This is a genomic window from Nocardia sp. NPDC003979 (genome assembly GCF_053605015.1).
Genome location: NZ_JBSGIJ010000030.1, coordinates 19,676 through 44,951 on the forward strand (window position 1 = coordinate 19,676; position 25,276 = coordinate 44,951).

The following is a 25,276-nucleotide window of genomic DNA, read 5'->3' on the forward strand; positions in this document are numbered from 1 at the left end:
CGGGGCCGCGCGATGGGGCCTGCGCACGGCTGCGCGCTCTACGGCGCGGAGCCGAAATTGTCGAGCGTCGAGCGCTCGGAATTCAGGGGGAGTTGTCAGTCGAAGCCGAGGTCGCTGGTGAGCGGATCGCGTAACGCGCCTTCGGCGGCGCGTAGTCGATCGGTGACAGAGGTGAGCAGATCCATCGAATCCTGGGACAGGCCGAGGGCGAGCCGGGTCAGGTGGCGCACGCGGTCGCAGTTGATGCGTTCGGCCAGTGCTACATCCGGATCGGCGGGAGCGGCCGAGTGTTCGACGACGGTCACGACAGGGGCACTCACAATCTCGGAACGCGCTGCTGGGGGTAGGTGCTGCCTACGTTGGAGTATGACGCACCTTACATGGCCCCGGCGGCGCGCGAGGGCGGGTCGCGTGCGAAAGTTCAGCGATGAGTCAGTTCGCCGACTATCAGAACGAGATCTATCTCACCGCGCTCGGGGGTGTTCTGCCCGAATTCCCCATGGACTACGCCACTCTCGAGCGTAAAGCCACCGCCGCCCTGCCCGATACGCTGCTGCATTACATCGCCGGGGGCGCCGGTGACGAGCTCACCCAGCGCCGCAATGCCGAAGCCTTCGCCGATTGGGGGCTGCTGCCGCGCATGCTGGTGGGCGCGACCGAACGCGACCTCACCGTCAGCGCGTTCGGGCACACCTTCGCCAGTCCGTTGTTCCTGGCGCCGGTCGGCGTGATCGGTCTGGTCGGTGAACAGGGACACGGTGACATCGCGATCGCCAAGGCTTCGGCGGAAACCGGTGTGCCCGCGATGTATTCGACGCTGATGGAAGACCCCCTGGAAGAGGTGCGCCCGCACGCGGGTGATACCCCGTCGTTCTTCCAGCTCTACACCCCCAAGAACCGTGAACTCGCGGAAAGCCTCGTGCACCGCGCCGAAGCCGCGGGTTACGCGGGCATCACCGTCACCCTCGACACCTGGGTGCCCGGCTGGCGCCCCCGCGACCTGTCGAGCGGCAACTTCCCGCAGCTGCGTGGCCATGTGCTGAAGAACTACACCAGCGACCCGGTGTTCCAGGCGATGGTCGGTTCCGACGACCCGAAGATGATTGTGCTGCACTGGGTTTCGACCTTCGGCCACTCGCTGACCTGGGACGACCTGACCTGGCTGCGCTCACTCACCGACCTGCCGCTGATCCTCAAGGGCATCTCCCATCCCGACGACGCGCGCCGGGCCATCGACCTCGGCGCCGACGGCATCTACTGCTCCAATCACGGTGGCCGCCAGGCCAACGGCGGGCTCAGCGCGCTGGAAACCCTGCCCGAGGTCGCCGCCGCGTGTGACGGCCGGGTGCCGGTGCTGTTCGACTCCGGCGTGCGTTCGGGAGCCGACGTGGTGAAGGCGCTCGGACTCGGTGCGACGATGGTCGGTATCGGCAGGCCCTACGTCTACGCGCTGGCTCTGGGCGGGGTACGCGGTCTGGTGCATCTGCTGCGGGCCTACGCCGCCGAGGCCGACCTGCTGCTGGCCGTCAACGGCTACCCCGATGTGGCCGCCGTGCGCGCCAACATCCGTCCGAGCATCCACGGCAACGCCACCCGCGGCTGAGGTCCTCGGCCTCCAGAATCCGCTCCCGGGGCTGGTTTTGGGGGCCGGTCCACGGCCTCGGCCGGAACTTGTCGGTGGGGTGCGGCATCATCAGGGGCACACCACGCTCTAGCACGCACCAACCTCCCGGAGTCCACGATGTCCTCGCCGAGCACCAAGTCCGCATCCCGTCGATCAGCTCCTCCGGTACTGTCCGAGGCCGAGCTCGCGCGCATCGCAGGCGAGCTGGCCGAGGGCAAACCTCCGATGGTGTGGTTCACCTCTGCGGCCGTCGGCATCGAGGAGGGCAAGTCCGGCAAGATCGTCGCGCTCGGTGACCCGGCCGACGGCGACTTCCTGCAGGTGCGCCCGACCGGTTCCAAAGACGTGCTCTCGTTCGGCCCGAGCGAGGTGACGCTGACCAAGCCGGCCCGCGGGACTACCGTTGCGCCCGGCGGCGCCAAGCCCGCCACGCACCACGTTCCCGAGCCGAGCAACCGAAAGGACACCCCCGTGACCCAGCCCTCGTCTCCGCCGAGTGCCGCGCCGAAGCCCGCCGCGCCGCGTTCGCTCGCGCCCGTGCCCGACGAGGCCACCGCCGCAGCGAAACCGGCGGCGCCGCGTCCGGCCAAGGCCACGGCGGCGCGCAAGCCCAAGGCGCCCGAGGTCACCGTCACGCTCACCGGCACCGCCGACGGCGAATGGACCGTCGACGTCGTGAACGGCAAGAAGCGCAGCGTCAAGGGGCTCGCGGTGAACAGCGGCGCGGTCGCCCAGGCCGCCAAGATCCTGCACCCGGAGGTCGAGGAAGTGGTCGCCGGGATCCTGGAAGCCGCGCGGGAGGTGCAGCAGGCCAAGGTGGCTCAGCTGCAGGCCGAACTGGAGGCGGCCAAAAGGCTGCTCGCCGAACTAGGGGACTGACACCTCACACCGCCGTACTCGTCGGGTCGGCGGCGCGGCGCAGCGCCCGCCGGAAGCCCGGCCGGTGCATGTCGTCGTGAAAAGTCAGGCCGAGGCGGTGTTCCTTGGCGTGATACATGGCTGCGTCGGCCTCGCGGATCAGGTCGTAGACGGTGGTGTCGCTGGGCCGGGTGCGCACGCACGCCACCCCGATACTGGCGGTGATGGGGATTTCCCCGCAGCTCAGCTCGAAGGGTCGCACGAACGCGCCGAGCAGATGTTCGGCCAGGACCGCCGCCTCGGCGCGGGTGCGCGGAGACAGGACGACGAATTCGTCGCCGCCGTAGCGGGCGGTCACATCGGTGCGCCGCGCCGTGCGACGGATGCGGGACGCGGCCCGCGCGATCAGCTCGTCGCCGATCGCGTGGCCGTAACTGTCGTTGACCATCTTGAAGCCGTCGAGGTCGATGAACAACAGGCACAACGGCTTTCCCGCCCACTGCGCGCGCAGCCGCTGCGGTGCGCGCAGCAGTGCGGCCCGGTTGAGCAGTCCGGTGAGCACATCGTGGTCGGCCCGGTACTGGGCGCGGCGCTCGCTGAACTGACTGCGGGCGATGGCGCGTTCGCTGCGCACGAGCACCCCGACCAGCAGCGACGTGAGCAGCAGGCAGATCACCATCCGGTCGCCCATGCCGAGGTCGGTGCCGACCACGCTCATCAGCGAGGCACCGACCAACGCCACCGCGATCACGCCCGCCCGCCTGCGCGACCGGTGCGGATGGGCTTCGGCGCCGTCGCGGCTCACGCCCATCGTCGGGTGCAGCGCGGCCAGCCCCGCCAGCAGATAGGCCAGCTGGTGCGGCACCAGACCGAATGGGTTCTGGGCTGCGAGAAAGCCTGCCGCCGAGAGACTTTCGACCGCTCCCGAGACCAGCACCGCGAGCAGTGCCACATGCAGCAGCCGCAGGGCGATATCCGACCGGGCGACGGTGACGAGCGAATGCGCCAGCGCCGTGAGCAGCAGCGCGTCGATCACCGGGTAGCTCGCGGCGATCACCGCGTCGACACCGGTGTTGTGGCGCAGAATCGGCGAGATCAGGAACGTCCACGAGGTCAGGAGCGCGCTGATCCCGATGAGGGTCGAGTCGAGCCAGGAGTCGCACGCCCCGGCGAGCCTGCGCGGCTGCAACCAGCCGACGGCGGCCAGCGCGAGGCACACGTAGGCGGCCAGGGTGCTCAGATCGTCGGCCGGGTGCCAGGTGGTGTGCGTGTCCAGTTCCCGGATCGTGGTGCCTGCGGCGAAAAGGGGGATGGACGTGGCGAGCAGGCACCACGGCAGCCGGTTGGCGGGCCGGAACCGGCGCAGGCCGACGCCGATCATCGTCAGACTGCCCGCGGCCACGATCAGGAGCAGCAGGAACGACAGGCGCCGCCCGCCGAGTAGTGGTGCGATCGCGATGACCCCCACCGCGCCGAGCGAAGGCGTCCACCAGCGCGTACCACTCCGATGTGCTGTGCCGACCTTCATCAGATCCCCCTCGATCCGCCGCGGCGCGCCGATGAAACGTGGAGCCGGGAATTCGGTTCGGGGTGTCGGCCGAGGAGCACCGAGTGTCGTTGTCCGAGTGGAATTCCCGGCCGGCGGGCGCGCCGACGCTGAAAAACCTTTACAACTGAGTCGATCATGACACGTCCCGCGCCGTCGCGATGGGGATTCGGCTGCCGCATGGGTAGACGGTGTTTGATGGTCTGCAGGGGTGGTGATCGGGGGCGGTGAGAAGGGAGTGTGGGTGGACAGGTGGATCGCGCCGGGCCGGGTCAACATCATCGGCGAGCACACCGACTACAACGACGGGTTCGTGCTGCCGATCGCGTTGTCGCTGGGGGTGGTGTGCGCGGCCGGGGCGCGCACGGACGGCCGGGTGCGGGTCGGGTCGGCGCAGCGGCCGGGTGAGGACGTCGAACTGGCCCTCGACGATCTTGCCGGGCAACGGGATCAGCTGCCCGGCTGGGCGCGTTATCCGCTCGGTGTGGTGGGCGAGTTCGTCGCTGGTGGGCGCCCGATCACCGGGGTCGATCTCCAACTCGACGGCGCGGTGCCGATCGGTGCGGGCCTGTCGAGTTCGGCGGCGTTGTGTTGCGCGGTGACCATAGCCCTGCGTGACCTGTTCGCGCCCGGCCTCGACGACCGGGCGATGGTGCGGATCGCGCGGGCGGCCGAGAACGGTTTCGCCGGTGTGCCGACCGGCATCCTCGACCAGTCCGCCGCCATCCTGTGTACCGAGGGCCATGCCCTGTTCCTCGATGTGCGTGCCTACCTGAACGCCGAAGCCGGTGCGGTGGAACAGATCCCGTTCGACCTGCGGGCCGCGGGGCTGGCGCTGATCGTCGCCGACACCGGTCACCCACACGACCTGGCCGACGGCGGCTACGCCGAGCGCCGCAACGAATGCGCGGCCGCCGCCGCCGTCCTCGGCGTCCACGCGCTGCGTGACGCCACCGAGCTGAACATGGCCCGGCTGCACGATCCGGTGCTGCGCCGCAGGGCGACCCACGTCGTCACCGAGAACGATCGCGTCCTCGACGTGGTCTCGCGGTTGCGTTCCGGCGCCGACCCGCGCGCCATCGGCCCGCTGCTCACCGCCTCCCACCGGTCACTGCGCGACGACTTCGAAGTCTCGACACCGGCGCTCGACCTCGCCGTGGACGCGGCGCTCGACGCGGGCGCCTACGGTGCGCGGATGGTCGGCGGCGGTTTCGGCGGCAGCGTGCTCGCCCTGGTCGAACGCGCCGATGCCGACCGGATCGGCGCCGCGATCGGTCGGCGCTTCGCGGCGGCGGGCCTGGCCGCGCCACGGGTGATCACGGCCGAACCGGGGGCGGGCGCGCGCAAACTGGATTGAACGGTTGCCCAATTGTTCACCCGTTTCGGGTGTGACGCGGGGCACAATCGCGCACAGTGGTACCAACCGAAAACAGTTCGGCGGGCGTCGCAGCCCGCGCCGTGTGAACGACGCTCTACGCCGCCCGGTTCCCAGTCCAGGAGGGATCCACTGTGCCGCTTGCTCATTCGCCCTCGGTCGTGCTCGATGCCTCGTCGTCGCTGCGGCTGGACGCGGCTCCGGTCGATTACGCGCTTGTCGCCCTGTACTTCGTCTTCGTCCTCGGTATCGGCCTGATCGCGCGCAGCCGCGTGTCCTCGAGCGTCGACTTCTTCCTGTCCGGACGGTCGCTACCCGCCTGGGTGACAGGCCTCGCCTTCATCTCCGCCAACCTGGGCGCGGTGGAGATCATGGGCATGTCGGCCAACGGGGCCCAGTACGGCTTCCCCACGTTCAACTACTTCTGGATCGGCGCCGTGCCCGCCATGCTGTTCCTCGGCGTGGTGATGATGCCGTTCTACTACGGCTCGAAGGTGCGTTCGGTACCGGAGTTCATGCGCAGGCGCTTCGGCACCGGTGCGCACCTGGTGAACGCGCTGAGTTTCGCCGTGGCGCAGGTGCTGATCGCCGGGGTGAACCTCTACCTGCTCGGCACCATCCTGAACGTGCTGCTCGGCTGGCCGCTGTGGATCTCGGTGGCGGTCGCCGCGGTGATCGTGCTGTCGTATGTCACCCTCGGTGGGCTGTCGGCCGCGATCTACAACGAGGTGCTGCAGTTCTTCGTGATCGTCGCCGCGCTGTTGCCGCTCACCCTCGTCGGGCTGCATCGGGTCGGTGGTTGGGACGGGTTGCAGGACAAGGTGAGTGCCTCACCGGGCGGCGCCGACCAGCTGCACACCTGGCCGGGCAACGTGATGAGCGGGTTCACCGACAATTTCGCCTCGATCATGGGCATCGTGTTCGGTCTCGGCTTCGTGCTGTCGTTCGGCTACTGGACAACCAATTTCGTGGAGGTCCAGCGAGCCCTCGCCACACATTCGATCGCGGCCGCGCAGCGCACGCCGATCATCGGCGCCTACCCGAAGATGTTCATCCCGCTGATCGTGGTGATCCCCGGCATGATCAGCGCGGTCCTCGTCCCGCAGATGATCGAGTACAAGCAGCAGGTCGCCGCGAACCCGGACTTCGAGGGCGATGTCACCTACAACCAGGCGCTGCTGTTCCTGATGAAAGAGGTGCTGCCCAACGGGTTGCTCGGGGTGGGGCTGGCCGGTCTGCTCGCGGCGTTCATGGCGGGCATGGCGGCCAATATCTCCGCGTTCAACACCGTGTTCAGCTTCGACCTGTGGCAGCAGTACGTGCGCAAGGACCGGTCCGACGGCTACTACCTGCGGGTCGGCAGGCTGGCCACGATCGGTGCGACGGTGGCGGCGATCTTCACCGCGTTCATCGCGGGCGGGTTCAGCAACATGATGGACTACCTGCAGACGCTGTTCAGCTTCTTCAACGCGCCGCTGTTCGCCACCTTCATCCTCGGCATGCTGTGGAAGCGGATGACCGCGGCAGCGGGCTGGATCGGCCTGGTCAGCGGCACGCTGGCCGCCATCGTGGTGTTCGTGCTCAACGAGACGGGGGTGACCTCGCTGTCGGGACAGGGCGCCAGTTTCGTCGCCGCGGGTGTGGCCTTCGTCGTCGATATCGTCGTCAGCGTGGCGGTGACGATGGTGACCCGGCCGAAGCCGGCCGCCGAGCTGGTGGGCCTGGTGTATTCGGAGACCCCCAAGGCGCTGCGCACCGACGCCGACGCCGACTCGCTGCCCTGGTATCAGCGACCCGTTCTGCTCGCCGGGATCGCGCTCGTGCTGGTGGTCGCGCTCAATATCGTCATCGGATAAGGAGTCGTCGCAATGCTTTTCGATATCCGTACCATCATCGGTGCCCTGCTCGGTCTCTACGGTGTCGTGCTCGTGGTCACCTCACTGCTGCAGGACTCCGCCGCCCAGGAGGCGAAAACCGGTGGGGTCGACGTGAATCTGTGGGCGGGGCTCGGAATGGCCGGAGTGGCAGTGGTATTCGTCGGCTGGGCGCTGCTACGTCCCGTGCAGGTGCCCGAAGTGCCCGAACAGACGCTGGAGGACTTCACCCACTAGGCCTCGATCGTGCCGGGAATGCCGTCCTGCACGACGAAACTGGCACGGGTGCTGATGGGCGCGCCCGGCGAACGCACGTACGGTAGGACCCGGAAGTCGTTGCGCCACAGCTCGTGGTCGAGTTCGACCCGCACATAGCCGCGTTGCTTGTTGTAGAACCGCATGTGCGGATTGGCGGCCAGCAGGGCGCGGCCGGTGTCGGGGAAGTCCTCGCCGTCCCCGCCCGTGCTGATCGAGGTGCCCGTGAACTCGGTGGCCACCACCGGTGATGCGGGATCGGTGTAGTCGCGGTGCAGGTCGGCGACGTAGTTCTCGTGCCGGTCACCGGTGATCACCACCAGGTTGGCCACGTCGTGGTCGACCGCGGCGCCGAGCACGGCATTGCGGTCGGCGATGTAGCCGTCCCAGGCGTCGGTGCCCAGCAACAGATCCGGGCCGGGATCGTAGTCGGATTCGGCCATGGCGACCTGGTTGCCGAGGATATGCCAGCGCGCGGTGGACGCGGCGAAACCGTCGACGAGCCAGTCACGCTGGGCCGCACCGAGAATCGAGCGGCCGGTGGAGTACCGGTCGGTGCAGTCGAGTACCGCTTTGCCGTCGCCGCAGGCCTGTTCGTCGCGGTACTGCCTGGTGTCGATCATGGTGAATTCGGCCAGGTCGCCGAAGCGGTAGCGGCGATGCAGGCGGATCGAGGCACCAGACGGGAGCTGTGCCAGGCGCATCGGCTGATGCTCGTACATCGCCTGGAACGCGGCGGCCTTGCGGCGCCGGAACAGGAACGGCAGGCGGTGCACGTCGTTGCCGAGGCCGGGGTGCTCACCGGCCCAGTTGTTGTCGAGTTCGTGGTCGTCGAAGGTGACCAGCCAGGGGAACGCGGCGTGGGCGGCTTGCAGTGGCGCTTCGGCCTTGGCCTGGGCGTAGCGCAGCCGGTATCCGGCGAGGTCGACCGCCTCGCCCTCGAGCTGCGGCGGCAGCTTCACGCCGCGCCGGGCGACCACCCACGAGGACTCGTAGATGTAGTCGCCCAGGTGGACGACTAGATCGAGGTCCTCGGCGGCCATGTGCTCATAGGCGGTGTAGTAGCCCGAGCTCCACGACTGGCACGAGGCGAACGCGAATCGCATCCGCTGCGTCGGCCGGTCCGGCGGCGGCGCGGTGCGGGTGCGTCCGACCGGTGAGATGGCCGAGCCCGCGCGGAAGCGGTAGTAGTACCAGCGATCCGGCGCCAGGCCGGTCACCTCGGGATGCACGCTGTGGCCGAGCGCGCGGGTGGCCACCGCCGAACCCCGGACGACGACCTTGGTGAATCGTTCGTCCTCGGCGACCTCGTAGTCGACCGTCACCGGGTCGACCGGCATCCCGCCGTACCCGTCGGGAGCCAGCGGGTCGGGGGCGAGCCGGGTCCACAGCACCACACCGTCGGATGTCGGTTCGCCCGAGGCCACGCCGAGGGAGAACGGTTCGCCCAGGAAACGGGGTGCGGGAAAGGGGGCGCTGCTCGCCGCCGACACCCCGACCGCCGCCACGATCGACCCGGCCGCGCCGTATCGGAGGAACTGCCGCCGGTCGATCGCCATGCCCCGATCCTAAGCATCCCGCGCCGGACGGACCGGGCACGCGGGGAAAGCACTGGTTGCCGGGCCGAAAGCGGCTGTCGGCGAGGCGGTTTCACCTCGCCGACAGCGCGCTCAGCTGTTCGGGTAGGCGCGGGCGGCCAGGCCGAGCGCCACGTCGATCAGGAAGAACCCGAGCAGGCTGAGCCCGAGCAAGGGTACGAACCACCCGATCACCACGGCCGCCGCGACGAGCGGAACCGTGATCCACAGCGACGTCTTGCGCAGTACTCCGCGCCGCGGCGGCATCGGCAACGAGCCCGCGCGGGTGGGTCGCCGCTGCCACCACATCCGGTAGCCGAGGACGATCATGACCACGAGACCGAGCATGATCGCCAGCAGCAACAGCTGGTTGACCAGGCCGAACAGCAGCCCCATGTGGAAGGCGATACCCCAGTTGGTGAGCTTGGCCATCAGCGGCCAGTCGGCGTAGGCGAGTCGATCGGTGACTGTGCCGTTGCCGTCGACCGCGACCGAGTCGATCGTGTAGGTGCCCGGCTTGCGTAGCTCCTTGACACCGAAAGCGGCGTCCGATTCCGCCGGAACAGTGATCTCGGCGGCCTGGGTGATGCCGTTGGCCCGCGCGACTTCGTACACCCGGTCGAGTTGTGCGATCCGGAGGTGCTGATCGGCCGGTGCGGCTGTGGTGCTACCGCCGCCGTGGTGGTCGCCGCCGGTCGTCACCGGTGCGGCCGCGCCGGGGAGTGCCACGCTCACCGCCGGGGTGGTCCAGCTCATTTCCTCGCGCAGCTTCGTCACGTTCTCACCGGCATACGCCGACCAGGTCAGACCCGTCGCCGACAGCAACAGGATCACCGGAAGCGTCCACACACCGATCGCACCGTGCCAGTTCATCTTCCGGCGTTTCGGTTGCGAGAGATCCGGTGCCACCAGCCACCGCGCACCGTTGCGTGCACGGCGCTTGCGCACCCGGTTCACCCACAGCACCAGCCCGAACAAGGCGATCACCCACAGCCACGAGGCCGCGAGCTCGCTGTAGAGCCGACCGGGTTCGCCCAGGTGCAGGCTCCGGTGGAACTCGCTGAGCCAGGCCCGCAACGGCAGCGCGCCACCACTGCCGTAGACGACGGCCTCGCCCACCGGCCGGGCGGTGTGCGGGTCGACGAACACCGAGAGGCGTTCGGAATCACCCAGCGCGGGATCGTCGAACAGCACCCGCGTGGTTTCCCCGTCGGCCGCAGCCGGGGCGACGGCCACCAACGCGAGGTCGGGCTTGCCTGCGACCGCCGCGCCCACCTGCGCCGACAATGCTCGATCCGGCCCGGAGGTCTGCACCTGAAGCAGATCCCGCGACACGAACCCTTCGACCGTCGGCGCGATCGCATACAGCGCGCCGGTGAGCGCCGCGATCAGGATGAACGGGGCGACGAAGAACCCCGCGTAGAAATGCAGCCGCATGGCCAAGGGAGCGACCCGCATCCCGCGCCGTGCGCGAGGTGTCCGCTCACCGTCCCCGACCGAACTCTCGGCCGGACGAATATCGGTAATACTCATCATCATTCGTTTCTGAAGTAGTGAAACCCGGTGCTCACCATCGCGAGCGGCAGCCACCGCACGAGCTTTCGCCGAAGCAGACATGGGCAGTCGCACGGAATCAGCCACGACATCCGCGCCGGAAGACACGAGCTACCGTGGCTTTCGCCGGCGTGCTCCGCGAACACGAGGTCCGTGTTGTCGGGCACGAGCCCACCGAACCGCTTCGAGCGGTATGCCTCGGCCGCCGCTGCGTGAGCCACAGTGGCCGACATCGCGAGGCGAACTGCCAGCCGCCGGCACGATGAACCGCCAGATAGGAGTCGCTCGAGTGCACCGACCACCGCGATCACAGCGAGCGGGTGCGCACGAAGCCGGTCGGCCGACGAGACTCACAGCCGCCGAGCACGGGTGCATGCATTGGTGACCAGTGCGCGAGATCGCGCGCACCGGGAGAAAGGTCAGAAGGCGAAGGCGAGAGGCGGGGCTCGGGTGCGCAGTGATCGCGCGGTGAGGACGCGCAGGATGACGCGGTCGCGGTGGGTCAGGCGCAGCGGCCCGCGACCGGGAATGCGCGGGGTGCGGTAGCGCTGGGGGAGCGCGCGGGCCAGCAGGGCGCCCGCGGCGCGGTAGGCGGCTTCGGCGCCGATGACGACCACCGCGGCGAGGACGGCCGCGACGGTGTGGGCCGTGAGCATGCCGAGGCCGAGCGAATCCTCCACGTGGTGTCCGTGACCGGACCAGCTCATCGTGGTGTGACCCACGAGCTGGCCACCCAGCAGCACCACCGCGAGTCCGAGCGCACCGTGACGCACCGGCCCGGCCACCAGCGCGCCGACCACGGCCGACACGGCCGCCAGCAGCACGACCGTTGTGCTGCCGGGCATCGCGCTCCCGGCGGCCAGCCCGTGGGCGGCCAGCGACAAAGCACCCGACATCGAGCCCGCACAGGCACCGCGCACGCGCGCGCCGAGGGCACGCGACGGCGCGGACGCCTGCCGGAACTCGATGATCACCGGCCGATGATAAAGCACCGCCGAGACGGGGCCCGACGGTGCGACGGGATCACTGCCCGTCGATGTCCATCTCGATCAGCGGCTTGCGCAGCAGTTTCCCGGTCGCGTTGCGGGGGAGTTCGTCGAGGAAGATCACTTCGCGCGGCACCTTGTAGCGGGCCAGGTTCTGGCGCACGAAGTCCTTGATCTCGTCGGCATCTCGGGCGGAATCGGGCCCGGGCACGACGAAGGCGCGCAGACGCTTCCCGTAGTCGCGGTCGTCGACACCGACCACGGCCGCTTCGAACACGTCGTGACGGCCCGCGATGAGGTTCTCCACCTCGAGTGGGAAGACGTTCTCACCGCCGGACACGATCATGTCGTCGTCGCGGCCGTCGATGTAGAGCAGGCCGTCTTCGTCGAAATGGCCCACGTCGCCGCTGGACATCATGCCGTCGACCATTTCCTTGGTCCGGCCGTCGGTGTAGCCGGTGAAGGCGAAACCGTTGTCCACGAAGATGGTCCCGGTGACGTTCGGCTCGGTGATGGGCTTGCGGTTCTCGTCGAGCAGCACGATGCGGATACCGACCGGCGGCTTGCCCGCGGTGGTCGGCGACTTGCGCAGGTCCTCGGGGGTTGCCACGGTCATCACCGCGCATTCGGTGGAACCGTAGAGGTTGTAGAGGCTGTCGCCGAAGTAGTCCAGGCAGCGGGTCACCACATCGGGTGCGATGGCCGAGCCGGCCGCGAAGATCACCTTGATCGTGGACGGGTCGTACTTCGCCAGGATCTTCTCGTCCAGGTCGAGGATGCGCTGCAGCATCGTCGGGACGACGACCAGCGAATCCGCCCGGTACTTCACGATATTGGCCAGGGTCTGTTCGGGGTCGAACTTGCGCTGCTGGAAGATCACCCGGTTGCCCAATGCCAGCCCGAGGGTGAACTGCGACAGACCGGTGCCGTGGAAGATCGGCGCCGCCATGATCATCGTGCCGTTGTAGGGCAGCGGCACCCGGTCGACGAACTGGGCCGACGCGAACGGGCTCACCTTGTCGCGCGGCGCGCCCTTGGGAGTGCCGGTGGTGCCGCTGGTCAGGATCACCATGCCGCCCGGCTTGCTCGGCGGCGTCAGCGGTTCGACCGAGCGCCCCGAGATCAGCGATTCGACCGTCGGGATCGACGGATCCACACCGTGCGCCTCGTCGACCCAGGTCAGGATGCGCGGGATCTCGGCGGGAATGGCGCTCATGAGGTCCATGAATTCGCTGTCGTGCAGCACCGCCTTGACCTTCTCGCGGGTGGCCACATCGGCGAACTGCGGTTTGGCGAAACCGGTGTTCATCAGGACCGCGCGCACGCCGAGCTTGCCCGCCGCGAGCAGGCTCAGCACCATGCCACGGTGGTCGCGCGCCAGCACCGCGATGACATCGCCCTCGCTGATGCCGCTGGCGCGCAGCCCGCGGGCCAACGCGCTCGACTGCTCGTCGAGCAGTCCGAAGGTGAGCTCACCGCGTTCGTCGACGATCGCGCCCGCACCGGGGCGAGTCTGGGCGGCGTGCATGACCACACCGGCGAACGGGCCGAATTTCGACACATTGCGGAACGAGCGCGCGGCATGGTCGAGGCGCAGGGGGTTGAACAGCTTGCGGTCGACCATGACCTTGACGCCGAGGGCGAAATCGCCCGCACGCCGAGCCGTGCCGCCTAGCGCGGGCAGAGACAGAGACATCGAACAGCCTTTCGGCAGACCGAGCCCGCGTCACCGCGGGGCCGGACCGCGTCTTCGAGATCCAGTGCTGGTGCTAACAATAGCAAGCACGGGCCTCTTACTGTGTCGCCCGTCTCAGCCCTGAGACATCACTGTGACACCTCATAGTCGATGAGCACCCGGCGCAGGATCTTGCCGGTGGCATTACGGGGCAGTTCCTCGACGAACACCACCTCGCGCGGCACCTTGAAGCGGGCCAGGTTCTCCTTCACGTGGGCCTGCAGCGCGGCGGCGTCGGGAGTCTGGCCGGGTTCGGGCACGACGAAGGCGCGCAGGCGTTTTCCGAACTCGGGGTCGTCGACGCCGACCACCGCCACATCGAACACCTGCGGGTGCTCGATCAGCAGGTTCTCCACCTCCTGCGGGTAGACGTTCTCGCCGCCGGAGACGATCATGTCGTCGTCGCGGCCGTCGACCATGAGCAGGCCGGACTCGGTGAAATGGCCCATGTCGCCGCTGGACATGAAGCCGTCGATGATCTGCTTGTGCCTGCCGTCGGTGTAGCCCTCGAACGGGGCACCGCTGCGCACGAAGATCCGGCCCTTGGCGCCGGGTTCGCGGACCGGCTGGTCGTTCTCGTCGTAGAGGCGGACCTCGCAGGTGATGGGGGAGCGGCCGACCGTGCCCGGCGCCTCCGCCAGCTCGGCGGGGTTGGCGATGGAGGCGATGGCCACCTCGGTGGAGCCGTAGAGGTTGTAGAGCACCGGCCCGAACACCTCGGTGGCCCGGATGCACAGCTCCGGGGTGAGCGCCGACCCGGCGAACAGGATGACCTTCAGCGACGACAGGTCGTACTTCGCCCGGACCTCGGCGGGCAGTTCGGTCATCCGGTGCAGCATCGTCGGCACGCAGACCAGCATCTCCACCTTGTGCTCGGCGATCGAGGCCAACGTGGCCTCGGCGTCGAAACGGCGCCGCATCACGATCTTGTTCGACAGGATGGTGCCGACCAGCCAGGTACCGAGGCCCGTGCTGTGGAAGATCGGCGAGACGATCATCATCACGCCGCGCTTGGGGAAGGGCACCCGGTCGACGAACTGCGCGGTGGCCATCGGCGTCACCTTGGTGCGCGGCGCGCCCTTGGGCAGGCCGGTGGTGCCGCTGGTGAGGATGATGAAACCGCCCGGCTTGCTCGGCGCGGGCAGCGACTCGGCGGAGTTGGCGGCGATCAGGTCGTCGAAAGTTGTCGCACCGGCGGGGATCTCGGTGCCCTCGTCGACCCAGGTGAGGTAGCGCGGCAGGTCGGCGGGCAGGGCGTCGAGCAGGCCGAGGAACTCGCTGTCGTGCAGGACCGCGCGCACCTTCTCGCGCTCGCACACCTCGGCGAACTGCGGTTTGGCGAACCCGGTGTTCATCAGGGCGATGCGCGCTCCGAGCTTGCCCGCCGCGATCATCGACATGATGAGACCGCGATGGTCGCGAGCCAGGACCGCGATCACCATACCCTCGCTGATCCCGGCCGCCTGCAGACCACGAGCCACCGCCGTGGACTGATCGTCGAGTTCGCGGTAGGTGAGTTCCCCGCGTTCGTCGGCCAGGGCGACCTGTTCGGGGGCGACGCGGGCGGAGTGCCGGACCAGGGTGGCCTGCGGGCCGTAGATCTTGGACTCTTTCATCGTCCGCAGGGTCTCGAGCGGCTTCGTGGGATCGGAGACGCCACGCGAACGCAGAACACCGAGGGCTTTCACCGTTTCGAGAAGATGGGCCACGCTCACTCGTCTACCTCCACACATCGTTGGTCTTCGCTGCTCACGGTAGCAGTGTGGTGGCCTGCGTCACAGTGCCAAATTGGGACAATTGGGACAATTCCCAATCATCGCTGAGCGCTGGCCAGCGCGGCGAGCAGCGGAACAAGCCTGCCCTCGGGCACCTCGAAGCGGCCGAGGCCCGCGGTCTGCAACCAGCCGACCGCCGCCAGCTGACGCAGATGCTGATAGATCTCGGCCGAGGTGCCCAGTTCGGCGATGGCCGCCAGGTCCGCGGCGGTGCGGCGACCGTACACGATCTCGCGCAGCAGCCGCAGGCGAACCGGATCGGCAAGGGCGGCAAGGCAATTGGCTGCTTCGATGGTCCAGATGTCGCCGACGATGGCGTCGGTGGCGTACTGCGCCTGCCAGTCCACCCGCTCACCCGTGGGCAGCTTCAGCGCGCCTGCCAGCAGGACGCCGCCGTTGCGGTCGCCCGCGTCGTCGAATTCCGCGCGCAACCGCGCAACCACCCAGGGCAGCCGCTCGTCGGTGTGCGGGGTGCCTTCGAGGGCGGCGACCCGCCGCTCCAATGCCTCGAGTCGCTCGTCCAGATCCACGCGGTCAACCTACGCCACCGCCGGATCCGTTGTTGCCCCGACAACGACACCCCGGGACCATGCGGACCCGGGGTGTCGTTGTCGGTGCGAATCAGCGCGTGACGGCGCCGAACGACGGCTGCTGGATGTGGCCGAGCCGGTAGGCGTAACCGTCGGGCTGGCCGGCGTCGGGCCAGCGGTGCCACAGGCTGCCGTACACCGCGGCGACGATCAGGCCGCCGCCGGTGTTCAGCGGCGCGGTGCGGATGGTGGTGTCGACGGGAACGTCCATGTGCTCGGTGAGCACGGCGGTCCCGCTCTGCCCGTTCGACAGGTTCAGCCACATCACCTCGAGCTTGGCGCCGTTCTGATTCGGCGAGATGGTGCCCGGTCCGCCGAAGAAGCCGAAGCGGAAACCGTCGACATCGAGCGCGATACCCGAGCCGTACACGCCGGGTCCGCCACCGTTCTGGCCGATATCGGAGGTGGCGGGGATCTGGAACGGCTGGGCGGGCAGGGCGACATCGACCGTGCCGTCGGCGACGAGCTGGTCGAGGGCGGCGAGCGCGCCGGGGTTGTCCGCGACGGAGGTGCGCAGCTGGGACACGGCGGCAGCCACGTCGACGGTCTGGGTCTCGGTGGGCTCGGCGACGGCGGGGCCGGCGAAAACAATGGCGGCGGCGACCGAGGTCGCGGCTACCGCGGTGGTGAAACGACGCATGAAACTCTGCATAACCAGCTCTCCTAGAGTGTTCCTGGTACAGCTTTTCCTGTCGCTGGCACCGTAACGGAGACCTGGATCACGTTTATCGCCCGCCCCCGCGAAAATAGAGTTCAGGGCATGGGGGCGACGTTCACCTTGTATCCGCGATACAACTCGGGTTTCGCGGTGAGCACCGGCATGTCGAGATTCTGCGCGGTGAAGACAACCGGGGCGATGAGCGGCCAATCGGTGTGATTGTCGGCGATGGGAACGGTGGTTCCCGTGCGAATGGCGCCCGCCGCGTCGAGATCGGCCCAGCGCACCGCGACCCGGTTGTCGAGCAGGCGGCCGAGTTCGTCGACGTTGTCGACCGCGCGCATGGCGGCCATCAGGCTCACCGTCGGCACCACCATGATGCGGCGCTGCTGGGTGAACTGGCGCATGATGACCTGCCCGAACAGCGGGGACAAGGCAAGCGAGGTGAGGGCGGTGTGGTCGGCGACGCTCACCGGCGGCTCGCGCTCGTGCCGTCGAGCGCGCCCATCACCTTGCTCAGTTTCGCCTCCGCCTCGGCGATGTCTTCGGCGGAATGCTGTCGGATCCGGTCGTCGAGCCTGCCGAGGATCTGTTCGCGCAGGTCGTCGTTGAAATAGGCGGGCGGCAATGCGGCGTGCCGCAACACTTCCGCCGGTACCACTGCGACCAATTCTTTCCCCTCCCTGGTGACGATCACCGGTCGTCCGCTCGCGGACACCCCGTCGAAAACACTACCGAGCTGACCGCGTAATTCGGTCAGCGGAACACTCTCGTAATCGGCCATATCCCACTGTACATCGCTGTGTACAGTGGGATATGGCGAATTCGACTCAGGCGGCCTTGCGGGCCGGTTCGCTGCGGTACCGGGTAACGGGGCCGTCGATACCGAGCAGTCGCCACGCCAGGCGCGAAACCGGGTTCATCAGGCCGCTGTTGGTGGCCAACGCGCGCACATCGCCGAAGATGTTGCGCATCATGGTCTGCGATTCCGGGTTCGACCAGTAGGCGTCACGCATCACCTCGGCGGGGATGTCGAACTTCTCGACGAACTCCTTGGGCGGGGTCATGATCATGTCGAGCATGATCCGCATCGCGACCGGGAACAGCACCGACAGCAGGGATTTGGTGACCACGTTCATGCCCGGCACGTTGCGGCGCAGGTACTCGTGGGCGAAGGAGATGTGGCGGGCTTCCTCGGCCACGTGGATCTGCATCACCCGGTGCACCATCGGATGCAGGTCCACACCGCCGCGCAGCAGCGACTTCTGCAGGTGATCGATCGGTTCCTCGCCGCCGAGAATCATCGTGAAGAACAGCTCGGGGAAGTACTTGACCGCGGGCCAGATGATCATCGTGAGCTTGCGGTCGATCGTGCCCATGCCGATCACATCGCGGTAGCCGATGCGGTTGATCATCTCCTGGAACATCATCGTGTGGTTGCACTCTTCGGCGGCCTCGTGCGTGACGTACCGGAATTCCGGATCACCGTTGGGTACCGAGATCAGGTACTGCATCAGGCCGCGGATGAGCAGCTGCTCGAAATCCAGGCCGACCTTGGCGATACCGGCCTGGCGCCACATCCCGATGGCGATCTGCTTCTCGAGCGGTTGCGCCTTGTACCAGGGGTGACGGCCGAGGGGGTCCTCGTCGGGCATGATCCAGCGCGGGTCGTCGCTGTGCACGGCGAACTCGGGCGAATCCCAATCGATGTCGACATAGGGATCGAAGTGCCGGTTCACCGAGCCTTCGGACAGGTTGCGCAGGATCTCGTGGTACTCGGGATCGGTCGCGGTGTTCTTGACTGTCGACAGCATCAGCGGTGTCTCCTTCGTGTGGCGCAGCTCGCACGTTATATGAGACCCGGGGTCTCAGACAAGTGCCGACTCGCCGTAGGATGAAGCTGCTCCACGGAATCCGACCGCCCGCCGCGTACCGAAGGAGTGAGAACCCGATGGCTCGACTGACACCGGAGAAGGCCCGCTGGCCCGCACTGAAGGTCGACACCTGGTCCGATACCCGCGACACCCTGCACATGTGGTCGCAGATCGTCGGCAAGCTGAAGATGGCCGGTACGCCGCTGATCAACCATTGGTGGAACGTCACGTTCACGGTCAGCGCGCGGGGGTTGGCCACCGGCGCCATCCCGGTCGACGGCCGCATTCTCGACATCGAATTCGATTTCGCCGCACACGAACTCGTGCTGCGCACCAGCGACGGACGCCGGGCCACACTCGCGCTGCGACCACGCACGGTCGCCGATTTCTACGCCGAACTCGTAGACGTGCTCGGACGCTTGGACATCACGGTCGATATCGAGGCCTCACCGAACGAGGTCGACCCCGCGATCCCGTTCGCCGAGGACACCGTTCATCAGTCCTACGACGCCGATGCGGTCGGCGTCTACTGGCAGCAACTGGTGCAGGCGAATCGGGTGTTCCAGCTGTGGCGAGCAGGCTTCGCCGGAAAATCCAGCCCGGTGCATCTGTTCTGGGGCTCGCTCGACCTGGCCTGTACCCGATTCTCCGGGCGTAGCGCGCCGACGCATCCGGGCGGGGCGCCCAACTGCGCGAACTGGGTGATGGAGGAGGCGTATTCGCGTGAATGCGCCAGCGCGGGTTTCTGGCCCGGCGGCACCGAAGGCATGTTCTACGCCTACAGCTATCCGGCCCCCGACGGATATTCGTCGCGGCCCGCGGGACCCGACGGCGCGCACTGGGACGCGGCACTCGGCGAGTTCGTCCTGCCGTACGAGGTGGTTCGTGAGTCGGACGACCCCGACGCCACCCTCCTGCGCTTCCTCGATACGACCTACGCCGCCGCTGCCGACCTGGCCGAGTGGGATCGGGCGCTGCTCGACGTGAACCCGCACCGCCTGGACCGCCGCCTCCACGCCGACGACACGGCAACCATCTGAGGTCACTCCCGTTCGGTGGTCTTCTCCGCTGTTTCCCGGCGCTGCCGATAGAGCAGAATCCCCGCCGCGACCAGCCAGATCACCGCGTAGACGACCCCGCATCGCACTCCAGTTCGCGGCGAGCAATCCGATCGCCACGCCACCGGCCACGCCGAGGATCATCACGGCATTCGGCTTCGAGTTCTTCCCCACGGTGGGAATCATCGCACGTCGATGAGTTTCGGGCCGCCGCATCGTCGGTACCGGTAGCGAACGACGAATGGGAGACGTGGTCATGGACGAGGCGCAGGTGCAGAACTGGGTGCGAGCCGAACGGCTCGCCCTCGCCGACTTTCTCGAAGACCTCACCCCCGGCGAATGGGCCACCCCGTCACTGTGCCCGGGCTGGACGATTCACGACGTCCTCGCCCACGTCAGCACCACCGACACCCTGCGCGAGACCCTCGTGGCCGTTCTGCGCGCCAAGGGCAACTGGAACCGGATGAACGCCGACCTGGCCACCACCCGCGCCGCCCGCCACACCCCGGCCGAACTGCTCACCGAACTCCGCGCCTTCGCCGACTCCACCCGCCGCGCACCCGGCGCGGGCGTCCTCGACCCCCTGGTCGACATCATCGTCCACGGCCAAGACATCGCCCGCCCCCTCGCCCGCCCCTACGAAACCCCCGTCGACCGCGTCGTCCCCGCCCTCGACTACACCATCGCCAGCCGCTTCTACGGCGCCAAGAAACGTTTCCGCGCAACCCGATTGACCGCAACCGACACCGACTGGACCTACGGCGAAGGCCCCGAAGACATCAAAGCCCCCGCCATCGACCTGCTACTTCTCGCCACCGGTCGCACTGCCTGACACAACGAAAAATCGGTGCGAATCAGCTGACTCGCACCGATTTTCGCGCTAACCGATCACTTCAGTTCGGCGCTGGTCTTGCCGAGGACGCGGCGGGCGACGATGAGCTGCTGGATCTGCTGGGTGCCTTCGAAGATGTCGAGGATCTTCGAGTCGCGGCCCCACTTCTCCAGGAGCAGGCGCTGCGAATAGCCGAGCGCGCCTGCGAGTTCCACAGCCTTGAGGGTGACGTCGGTGCCGGTGCGGCCCGCCTTGGCCTTCGACATCGAGGCCTCTAGCGAGTTCGGCTTCTTGTTGTCGGCCATCCACGCAGCGCGCAGGGCGAGCAGGTAGGCCGCCTCGTAATCGGCTTCCATCCGCAGGAATTCGGCCGCCGCGGCGTGCTGGTTCATCGCGGGGGTGTCGTAGGAGATGTCGACGCCTGCCTCGGTGAGGATGGTGCGCAGTTCCTCGAGCGCGGCGCGGGCGACACCGATGGCCATCGCGGCCACCAGCGGGCGGGTGTTGTCGAAGGTCTGCATGACCCCGGCAAAACCCTTCTCCACGTTCACTTCCGGCGAACCGAGGATGTTGTCCTTCGGAATGCGGCAGTCCTGCAGCAGCAGCACCGCGGTGTCGGAGGCCTTGATGCCGAGCTTGTGCTCGAGTCGCGCCACCGAAAGGCCCGGAGCGTCACGCGGGACGACGAACGACTTGATCGCCGCCCGCCCGAGGCTCTTGTCCACCGTCGCCCAAACCACGATGTGGGTGGACCGCTCACCGGCGGTGACGAAGATCTTCTCGCCGTTGAGCACCCACTCGTCGCCGTCGAGGACGGCGGTGGTCGACACGGCGGCCGAGTCGGAGCCGAACGACGGCTCGGTGATGGCCATCGAGGCCCACACCTTGCCGAACCGCTCCAGCTGCTCGTCGGTGGCCACCGCGGCGATCGCGGCATTGCCGAGGCCCTGGTAGGGGATGGTCAGCAGCAGGCCGACATCGCCCCACGCGGTTTCGAGGGTGTTCATCAGCGACGACATGTTGCCGCCGTTGGCGTTGGCTGTCAGCAGGTCGGTCGCGGTGTCGCCACGGCCGCCGGAGGCGCCGCCGATCTGCTGGGTGCCCGAGTCGGCGAGGCCCTCGACCATGGCCGACATGGTGTCGAGTTCGACCGGGTACGCGTGCTCGGCGAGGTCGTACTTGCGCGAGATCGGGCGGAAGATCTGGGCGGCGACCTGGTGGGCCTGGTTGGCGCTCGCCTTCAGCTTCTTGGGGAGTTCGAGATTGATCATGGGAAGTCTCCTGGAAGGTAAGAAAAGCGGCCGCTACACCAGCACGATGCCCTCGGCGACGCCGATGGCACGAAGATCGCGATACCAGCGCTCGACCGGGTGCTCCTTGGTGAAGCCGTGGCCGCCGAGCAGCTGCACACCGTCGAGGCCGATCTGCATGCCCTTGTCGGTGGCGAGCTTGCGCGCCAGCGCCGCCTCACGGGCGAACGACAGGCCCTGCTCCGCACGCGAGGCGCCGCGCAGGGTGACCAGGCGCAGACCGTCGAGCTCGATCGCGATATTGGCGACCATGAACGCCACCGCCTGGCGGTGCGAGATCGGCTCGCCGAACGCCTCACGCTCGTTGACGTAGGGGATCACGTAGTCGAGCACGGCCTGACCGGTGCCGACCGCGAGCGAGGCCCAGCCGAGGCGGGCCAGCTGCACGGCGTCGGCGTACTCGGCCGCGCGGGCGGCGGCGTCACCGTCGCCGAGGATCGCGTCGGTGCCGACCGCGACGTTGTCCAGGATCAGCCGACCCAGACCGGCGGCGCGCAGACCCATGCTCGGGTCGGCCTCCACCACCAGGCCCGCCGCGTCGGACTCGACGATGAACAGTGCCGGACGCCCGTCGAGCTCGGCCGCCACCAGGAACAGTTCGGCGTCGGCGGCCGCCGGGACCAGGCTCTTCACGCCGTTGAGGCGGTAGCCGCTGGGAGAGCGGGTGGCCTTGGTCTGCAGGGCGAACGGGTCGAACAGGGCGCGCGGCTCGCTGATGACCACCGAGGCCTGCGGTACGTTCTCGCCGGTGAAGGCGGGCAGGTAGGTGCGCTGCTGGGCGTCGGTGCCCCACTGCGACAGCGCGACGGCCACACCGCTCGGCGCGAGGATCGGCAGCGCGAGACCCATGTCGCCGTAGGCGAGGGCCTCGGCCACCAGCGAATTGGTGACCGCGCCGCGCTCGGCGGCCGCGCCCTCGAGCTCCTCGGGAACGTTGATCAGGGTGATGCCGAGTTCGGCGGCGCGGTCGAGCAGATCGCGCGGGGCCTTGGCGGCCGCGTCGGCCTCGTAGGCGGCCGGGCGCAGGATCTCACCGGCGAAATCCTTCACCGTCTCGACGATCATCTTCTGGTCGTCGGTGGGGGTGAGGTCGAAGTAGTCCTTGGTCTTGGCCTCGTTGTCGGGTAGTCGCTTGGGCTCGCCGCCGCCGGTGACCTTGCCGAAGGTGCGGGTCGCCGCGCCGAGAGTCCGGAACCCGGTCTTGGTGCCCTCGTAGGTGATGCGTTCGATGGGCTTGCGCAGCTTGTACTTGCCGGCGAACTCCGACCCGGTCACCGTCGTCAAAGCGCGCATCGCAGCGCCCATCCAGTCCCGTTTGGGCTGGTTGAGGCCGACCGCGGACGTGTCGTTCGGACGTCGCTTCGTCGCGCTGTCTCGAGTGCTCATCATCACCTGATTTCCTCGGCTGTCGGGACGCTCCGTGGCCCCACTATCTTACTCTCCGGTAAGACTATCTTACTCCGGAGTAAGAAGTGCAAGGGTGAACCGGGAAATCGCCGGATTCTGTCACGCTGCACAGGTGCGCGTCCTGGTATCGGTGTTCGCGCTCGTCTTGCTGGTGACCTCGGGCCGCTACGGCTATCACCGCGACGAGCTGTACTTCCTCGCGGCGGGTAGGCGGCTGGCCTGGGGCTATCCGGACCAACCACCCTTCGTGCCGCTTCTCGCGCGGGTGATGTCGGCGATCGACCCCGACGCGCTGTGGGTGCTCCGGCTGCCCTCGGTCGTCGCGGCGGCGGTGGTTGTCGTCTGCGCGGGCTGGATGGCGGGGGAGTTGGGTGGTGGGCGTGGTGCGCGGGCGCTGGCGGCCGCGGCGGTCGCGAGCGCGGCGCTGGTGCAGGGCGTCGGGCACTTGCTCACCACGACCGTGTTCGACCTCGCAGTGTGGTCGGTGGTGTGCTTGCTCGTGCTGAAACTGCTTCGGACGAAGGGGGACTCGTCGTCCTCGTCGGTAGCGGTCGACGGCGACACCATCGGTGATCCTCGCTGGTGGCTGTTGATCGGCGTGCTGGTCGGTGTCGGCTTGCTGAACAAGGTGCTGTTGATCGTGCCGGTCGTGGCGCTCGTGGTGGCCCTACTGCTCACCGGGCAGCGAAAGGTGTTCGTCACCAGGTTCTTTCCGTGTGCCGTCGGTGTCGGCGCGCTGCTGACCCTGCCCTATCTGTGGTGGCAAGCGCGCAACGGCTGGCCGCAGTGGGAGCTGAGCCGGGCCATCGCGGACGGTTCGTCGGGGACCTCGGATTCGCCGATCATGTTCGTGCTCTTGCAGTTCGGCTTGTTCGGTCCGCTGCTGGTACCGCTGTGGGTCTACGGGCTGTGGCGGCTGTGGCATTCGCGGTACCGCGCGTTCGCGGTGGCCTACGTCCTGCTTTTCGTGCTGTTCCTCGTGACCGGCGGCAAGGCCTACTACCTCGGCGGGATGTATCCCGTGCTGCTCGCGGCCGGATCGGTCGGCCTGGCCGGATGGCTCGGGCAGGCCGGAAGACGCTGGTTCGCGGTGGCTTCCGTGATCGCGCTCAACGCGGTCATGTCCGCCTCCCTGTTCCTTCCGGTGCTACCCGTCGAGGCGATCCCACACTCGCCGACCCTGGCGATCAACTACGACGCGGGCGAAACCATCGGCTGGCCACGCTATGTCGAACAGATCGCCGCCGCCCATCCGCCCGGCGCTTCGATCCTCACCGCCAACTACGGCGAAGCGGGCGCCATCGAACACTTCGGCACCGAATACGACCTGCCCACACCGCATTCCGGCCACAACGCGTACTGGTGGTGGGGTCCGCCGCCCGATACGGCGACGGAAGTCCTCACCGTCGGGATCGATCGCGAGCGGCTCACCGCGCTCTGTGCGAGCGTCGAACCCCGGGGCGTTCTCGACAACGGCCTGGGGATCGACAACGACGAACAGGGCGCACCGATGTTCCTCTGCGGCAATCCACTTCGTCCCTGGTCACAGGTGTGGCCGGAGCTGCGGAATCTCGGCTGAGTCGCTCAGGTCGTGGGATTCAGAGCCCGTGCCGTTCCAGGAAGTCGGTCAGCAGTTTCTGCCACTCCTCGGGCCGCTCGACCATGACCACATGCCCGGCTGCGATCTCCGCGTATTCCGCGCCCGGGATCGCGGCGGCGAGGGTTCGTGAGTTCGCCGGGTCGACGAGCAGGTCGGCGGTGGTCGCCACGACGAGCGTCGGCACCGCGATCGCGGCGAGATCGGCGGTGGTATCGACGGTTTCGACCAGCGCGGCCTGCGCGCGGGTACCGCCGGGGATCGCGGCGGCGGTCTGGCGGGCGACATCGTCGACGACGGCGGCGGGCAGACCGTTCACGAAGTCGGTGGAAAAGCCGGTGAGCAGGACCAGGCGGGCGAACGCCTCGTGGGCGCCCCGGTCGAGGAGGTCCTGCCAGGCTTGGACGGCGAGGCGGGCGCGATGGTCAGGTGTGGCCAGGCCCGCGGTGAGCAGCAGCCCGGTGACTCGCTCGGGATGGTGGGCGGCGGCACGCACGGCCACCGCGGTGCCGAGGGAGAAGCCGACGATGGTGAAGGTCTCGACGCCCGCGTCGACGGCGGCCGCGACGAGCGCGTCGGCGAGCGCGTCGAGGGTCAACGGGGTGTCGTCGCCGGGGTAATCCGAGGCGACCACGGTGTGACCGGCGGCGAGCGCGGGGATCACGGGGCCGAAATTGCTCTCGATGCCACCGCCCGCGCCGTGGGCGAGCACGATGCCGGGGCCGGAGCCGTGAACGGTGGTGTGCAGTGGAATTGTCGTCATGACGGCGACGTTAGGGATTGACATGGGT

Annotated in this window: 23 protein-coding genes; 8 read left to right on the plus strand and 15 right to left on the minus strand. The window is 68.2% G+C overall.

Features of this window, described 5'->3' with window-relative positions:
• Positions 1-95: 95 nt before the first annotated feature.
• Positions 96-305 (minus strand): hypothetical protein, encoded by a 210-nt coding sequence (locus ACWEVR_RS32075; protein WP_067637281.1) that lies wholly within the window; start codon positions 303-305, stop codon positions 96-98.
• 122 nt (positions 306-427) lie between these two features.
• On the opposite strand from ACWEVR_RS32075, the gene ACWEVR_RS32080 reads away from it, so the two are divergent.
• Entirely contained in the window at positions 428-1,603 is a 1,176-nt protein-coding gene (locus tag ACWEVR_RS32080; RefSeq protein WP_439267245.1) for an alpha-hydroxy-acid oxidizing protein, read from the plus strand.
• 138 nt (positions 1,604-1,741) lie between these two features.
• The gene (locus tag ACWEVR_RS32085; protein WP_067491611.1) at positions 1,742-2,503 is read left to right on the plus strand and encodes a DUF6319 family protein; all 762 of its coding nucleotides are present in this window, start codon (positions 1,742-1,744) and stop codon (positions 2,501-2,503) included.
• A gap of 4 nt (positions 2,504-2,507) precedes the next feature.
• Here ACWEVR_RS32085 and ACWEVR_RS32090 read toward each other — a convergent pair whose 3' ends face one another.
• Complete coding sequence (locus ACWEVR_RS32090) at positions 2,508-4,010, minus strand: diguanylate cyclase domain-containing protein (protein WP_452469964.1); 1,503 nt, start codon at positions 4,008-4,010, stop codon at positions 2,508-2,510.
• A gap of 262 nt (positions 4,011-4,272) precedes the next feature.
• Between ACWEVR_RS32090 and galK the strand changes: the two genes are divergently transcribed.
• From galK to ACWEVR_RS32105, 3 genes are all read left to right on the plus strand, one after another.
• On the plus strand, positions 4,273-5,385 hold the full coding sequence (galK, locus tag ACWEVR_RS32095; protein WP_452469965.1) for a galactokinase: 1,113 nt from the start codon (positions 4,273-4,275) through the stop codon (positions 5,383-5,385).
• A 152-nt stretch (positions 5,386-5,537) separates the two neighbouring features.
• Complete coding sequence (locus ACWEVR_RS32100; RefSeq protein ID WP_452469966.1) at positions 5,538-7,259, plus strand: sodium:solute symporter family protein; 1,722 nt, start codon at positions 5,538-5,540, stop codon at positions 7,257-7,259.
• Between the two features lie 12 nt (positions 7,260-7,271).
• Complete coding sequence (locus ACWEVR_RS32105; RefSeq protein WP_356986626.1) at positions 7,272-7,514, plus strand: hypothetical protein; 243 nt, start codon at positions 7,272-7,274, stop codon at positions 7,512-7,514.
• Here the strand turns inward: ACWEVR_RS32105 and ACWEVR_RS32110 are convergent.
• From ACWEVR_RS32110 to ACWEVR_RS32155, 10 genes are all read right to left on the minus strand, one after another.
• Positions 7,511-9,091, minus strand: coding sequence for an alkaline phosphatase D family protein (locus ACWEVR_RS32110; RefSeq protein WP_452469967.1), 1,581 nt, complete (start codon positions 9,089-9,091; stop codon positions 7,511-7,513). The genes ACWEVR_RS32105 and ACWEVR_RS32110 overlap by 4 nt on opposite strands.
• 111 nt (positions 9,092-9,202) lie before the next feature.
• Complete coding sequence (locus ACWEVR_RS32115) at positions 9,203-10,642, minus strand: PepSY-associated TM helix domain-containing protein (protein WP_452469968.1); 1,440 nt, start codon at positions 10,640-10,642, stop codon at positions 9,203-9,205.
• A gap of 440 nt (positions 10,643-11,082) precedes the next feature.
• On the minus strand, positions 11,083-11,637 hold the full coding sequence (locus ACWEVR_RS32120; RefSeq protein WP_452469969.1) for a hypothetical protein: 555 nt from the start codon (positions 11,635-11,637) through the stop codon (positions 11,083-11,085).
• Positions 11,638-11,686: 49 nt separating this feature from the next.
• Positions 11,687-13,345, minus strand: a complete 1,659-nt coding sequence (locus ACWEVR_RS32125; RefSeq protein ID WP_452469970.1) for an acyl-CoA synthetase — start codon at positions 13,343-13,345, stop codon at positions 11,687-11,689.
• 128 nt (positions 13,346-13,473) lie between these two features.
• The gene (locus ACWEVR_RS32130) at positions 13,474-15,117 is read right to left on the minus strand and encodes an acyl-CoA synthetase (protein ID WP_452469971.1); all 1,644 of its coding nucleotides are present in this window, start codon (positions 15,115-15,117) and stop codon (positions 13,474-13,476) included.
• Positions 15,118-15,197: 80 nt separating this feature from the next.
• On the minus strand, positions 15,198-15,689 hold the full coding sequence (locus ACWEVR_RS32135; protein ID WP_452469972.1) for an ArsR/SmtB family transcription factor: 492 nt from the start codon (positions 15,687-15,689) through the stop codon (positions 15,198-15,200).
• Between the two features lie 91 nt (positions 15,690-15,780).
• Positions 15,781-16,401: a hypothetical protein gene (locus ACWEVR_RS32140; protein ID WP_067491624.1), complete on the minus strand. Its 621-nt coding sequence runs from the start codon at positions 16,399-16,401 to the stop codon at positions 15,781-15,783.
• A 101-nt stretch (positions 16,402-16,502) separates the two neighbouring features.
• Positions 16,503-16,880: a hypothetical protein gene (locus ACWEVR_RS32145; RefSeq protein ID WP_452469973.1), complete on the minus strand. Its 378-nt coding sequence runs from the start codon at positions 16,878-16,880 to the stop codon at positions 16,503-16,505.
• Positions 16,877-17,191, minus strand: coding sequence for a type II toxin-antitoxin system Phd/YefM family antitoxin (locus ACWEVR_RS32150; protein WP_452469974.1), 315 nt, complete (start codon positions 17,189-17,191; stop codon positions 16,877-16,879). Before ACWEVR_RS32150 ends, ACWEVR_RS32145 begins: the two co-directional genes overlap by 4 nt.
• A 46-nt stretch (positions 17,192-17,237) precedes the next feature.
• A complete protein-coding gene (locus tag ACWEVR_RS32155) occupies positions 17,238-18,221 on the minus strand; it encodes an AurF N-oxygenase family protein (RefSeq protein WP_452469975.1) in 984 nt (327 codons plus the stop codon).
• A 137-nt stretch (positions 18,222-18,358) separates the two neighbouring features.
• Here ACWEVR_RS32155 and ACWEVR_RS32160 point away from each other — a divergent pair, with 137 nt between their 5' ends.
• The gene (locus ACWEVR_RS32160; protein WP_452469976.1) at positions 18,359-19,321 is read left to right on the plus strand and encodes a DUF5996 family protein; all 963 of its coding nucleotides are present in this window, start codon (positions 18,359-18,361) and stop codon (positions 19,319-19,321) included.
• Between the two features lie 259 nt (positions 19,322-19,580).
• Positions 19,581-20,171 (plus strand): maleylpyruvate isomerase family mycothiol-dependent enzyme, encoded by a 591-nt coding sequence (locus tag ACWEVR_RS32165; RefSeq protein ID WP_452469977.1) that lies wholly within the window; start codon positions 19,581-19,583, stop codon positions 20,169-20,171.
• Positions 20,172-20,227: 56 nt separating this feature from the next.
• Here ACWEVR_RS32165 and ACWEVR_RS32170 read toward each other — a convergent pair whose 3' ends face one another.
• Positions 20,228-21,442, minus strand: coding sequence for an acyl-CoA dehydrogenase family protein (locus tag ACWEVR_RS32170; RefSeq protein ID WP_452469978.1), 1,215 nt, complete (start codon positions 21,440-21,442; stop codon positions 20,228-20,230).
• A 33-nt stretch (positions 21,443-21,475) separates the two neighbouring features.
• A complete protein-coding gene (locus ACWEVR_RS32175) occupies positions 21,476-22,873 on the minus strand; it encodes an acyl-CoA dehydrogenase family protein (protein WP_372462137.1) in 1,398 nt (465 codons plus the stop codon).
• A gap of 127 nt (positions 22,874-23,000) precedes the next feature.
• On the opposite strand from ACWEVR_RS32175, the gene ACWEVR_RS32180 reads away from it, so the two are divergent.
• Entirely contained in the window at positions 23,001-24,467 is a 1,467-nt protein-coding gene (locus ACWEVR_RS32180) for a glycosyltransferase family 39 protein (protein WP_452469979.1), read from the plus strand.
• Between the two features lie 19 nt (positions 24,468-24,486).
• Here ACWEVR_RS32180 and ACWEVR_RS32185 read toward each other — a convergent pair whose 3' ends face one another.
• The gene (locus ACWEVR_RS32185) at positions 24,487-25,248 is read right to left on the minus strand and encodes an alpha/beta fold hydrolase (RefSeq protein ID WP_452469980.1); all 762 of its coding nucleotides are present in this window, start codon (positions 25,246-25,248) and stop codon (positions 24,487-24,489) included.
• Between the last annotated feature and the right edge of the window lie 28 nt (positions 25,249-25,276).